This window comes from Mycobacterium sp. (assembly GCF_035603715.1).
Taxonomy (GTDB): Bacteria; Actinomycetota; Actinomycetes; order Mycobacteriales; family Mycobacteriaceae; genus Mycobacterium.
In genome coordinates, this window is sequence record NZ_DATNJW010000667.1 from 1 (window position 1) to 2,187 (window position 2,187).

3 protein-coding genes and 1 pseudogene are annotated in these 2,187 nt (G+C 66.5%); 1 reads left to right on the forward strand and 3 read right to left on the reverse strand.

Translation table 11 applies throughout. The features are described from left to right. Nucleotides 1-138 (forward strand): annotated as a pseudogene (locus tag VN856_RS26910) (galactokinase); the annotation flags it as partial. 8 nt (nt 139-146) lie between these two features. Here VN856_RS26910 and VN856_RS26915 read toward each other — a convergent pair. From VN856_RS26915 to VN856_RS26925, 3 genes are all read right to left on the reverse strand, one after another. Further along, nucleotides 147-803 carry a class I SAM-dependent methyltransferase gene (locus tag VN856_RS26915; RefSeq protein ID WP_325695003.1) on the reverse strand — a complete coding sequence of 219 codons (657 nt, stop codon included), beginning with the start codon at nt 801-803 and terminating at the stop codon, nt 147-149. 147 nt (nt 804-950) lie between these two features. Beyond that, complete coding sequence (locus VN856_RS26920; protein WP_325695005.1) at nt 951-1,439, reverse strand: hypothetical protein; 489 nt, start codon at nt 1,437-1,439, stop codon at nt 951-953. 4 nt (nt 1,440-1,443) lie between these two features. Further along, a complete protein-coding gene (locus VN856_RS26925; RefSeq protein ID WP_325695007.1) occupies nt 1,444-2,067 on the reverse strand; it encodes an RES domain-containing protein in 624 nt (207 codons plus the stop codon). Nucleotides 2,068-2,187 lie beyond the last annotated feature (120 nt).

The window sequence follows — 2,187 nt, forward strand, 5'->3', positions numbered from 1 at the left end:
GGCTGCGTGATCGCATTAGTGCCGGCCGACCGGGTGGCGGCCGTTGGTGACGCCGTGCGGTCGCGTGCGCTGTCGGCGGGATACGAGGATCCGGCGATTTCTCCGACGTATGCCGCTGCTGGCGCGGGCGCTGAGTAGTACTGACGCTATCGGCGCACGGCCCGGTAGATCGAGATCGATCCGCTTAGGGTCTCGAACACATGGGTTTCGTCGACACTCTCGAAGCCCACATCGGTCATTAATTCGGGTAGGACGCCCCGCGCGTTGGGCTCAGTAACGTCGTAACCGTCACCCTTCTGCACGAGGCGAAACCTCTTTCGCATCTTCGCCGTGCGTTGCAGTCCGTAGTCTGCGACGTGCAAACTACCGCCAGATGGAAGCGTCTGGTAGATCGCGGCCAGGCCAGCGCGTTTCTCCTCCAGAGGCACCTGATGAAACACCAACGACGACAGCATTTTTGTCACGCCACGACCGCGTAGGAGATCGGCGCTATCGCGCGCGTATCCGGCCAGGAGCTCTACCCGTGGTGCCACTCCCGCAAGCTTGGCCCGAGCCCGCTGCCGAATCGCGGCGTCGGGGTCAACGCCGATCAGCGTCGCCGAAGAGCAGGCCCGCGCCACCAGACGGAGCTGCGTACCAGTGCCGCACCCGATGTCGGCAATGACGTCACCGGGCGCGGGAGCAACTTGCGCCAGCAGCGCTGGCCGCCATCGTCGAGTACCCGTCAGCAGGAAGCTCAACGCGTCGTAGGTCCACAATTGCGGCGCTGCCGGCACGAAGTCGTGTGCAGATGGCTCAGCCATTCACCGACATTAATGCGTGAACGATGGCGCGGGCGCCACATGAGTCACGTCAGGGTCGGGGTGGCCGTTGTGCCCACCTCACAGCGACAACCGACCACGGCCCGCAAATTTGTCGCTCAGAGGTGGGCACAACGGCCCATGGTCAGCTCATGTTGCGGGAGTGAACCGAATCGCACGCAGGCCTAGATCCTTCACGGCCTCGGCGAACTGATCGCGGGTCGGCATCTGGTGGTCACGGAATCCGATGCCCATCACGCGCTCGGCGCGCTTGACGCCGTAGGACTCGGCGCAGCGCGCATACAGGTCGGCGACGTGCGCGGTGTCGGTGATGAGTTCGCCGCGCATCGCCGTCGTCGCCCCGTCGTGCAGCACCTGTGCGGGGGCGCCGTCGCGGAAGTTGACCTTCCAGCTCGCACCGGTCAACGCGTAGAGGATGCCGTCGATCAGATGGGCAGTCAGCACAATCGAATAGGGGCGTCCGCTCTTGCGGCCTTTGAAGTCCACCACCATGAACTGGTGGCGCGCCGCACCGGCGAACGGGGTGCGCAGTAGGAGCGTCAGAATCGGATTGACCACCAGGCGCAGGAACGCCTGGGGTGGATGTGACTGGGTGATCGGATTTGACTGGTCGGTCATGACCTCACGGTAGCTGCCAGCCGACGGTAAAGCTGTGCCGCAGGACCAGATCGGTGAGGACATCTGTGCGCTCGGCGAGCGGCCACGACTCATGGGTGAACGGCTCGAGAGCGAAGAAGGCGTAGTTGATCGACGTTTCCGGCGTGGTGCGCGGCCGGTAGACGATCGCGTCCAGGGCGTCGGGTGCGGGCCACCACCGCTTGACGGCGTCGGCCAGCCGGTGGCAGGTGGCCCACACGTCGGGGTGCTGGCCGGTGTTGATCTGGTCGTCGACGCCGAGCACGTCGAGGTTGGCCTCGGTGCGCAGGTCCAGGACGCGCAGGTGCCGGGCGGCGACCAGTCGCACCAGCTGGTGGTCGGCGTGGTCGGTGGGAATCATCAGACCCGTGGGCCGGTAGCGTTCCCGGAACGCGCCGACCAGAGTGCTTGCGGCATAACGTGTTCGGAATGACCCGGACTCCGGGTCGAAGCGGTAGCGGGCGGTCGGAAACCCGGCCCAGCTCCACTCGGCGGGTGCGGCCGCCTCGACGCGCCACAGTTCGGTGCCGGCGTCGACACGTCGACGGCGCAGGCCGACCGGGCGGGCGTCGGGCAGCGGCTTGTGGTAGCCGGCCGGAAGGTCAGGCACCGACAGCGGCGAGCATCCGCCACGCAGTTTCGGCGGTCTTCGGTCGGCGCAACGCCTCGGCGATCGACGAGCCGCCCAGTTCGTCGTGCGTCAGACGCATGATCCGGTCGGCGGCCAGCG

Coding starts and splice junctions, on each gene's coding strand:
- VN856_RS26915 (WP_325695003.1), bottom strand. CDS start 803: ATGGCTGAGCCATCTGCACACGACTTCGTGCCGGCAGCGCCGCAATTG.
- VN856_RS26920 (WP_325695005.1), bottom strand. CDS start 1,439: ATGACCGACCAGTCAAATCCGATCACCCAGTCACATCCACCCCAGGCG.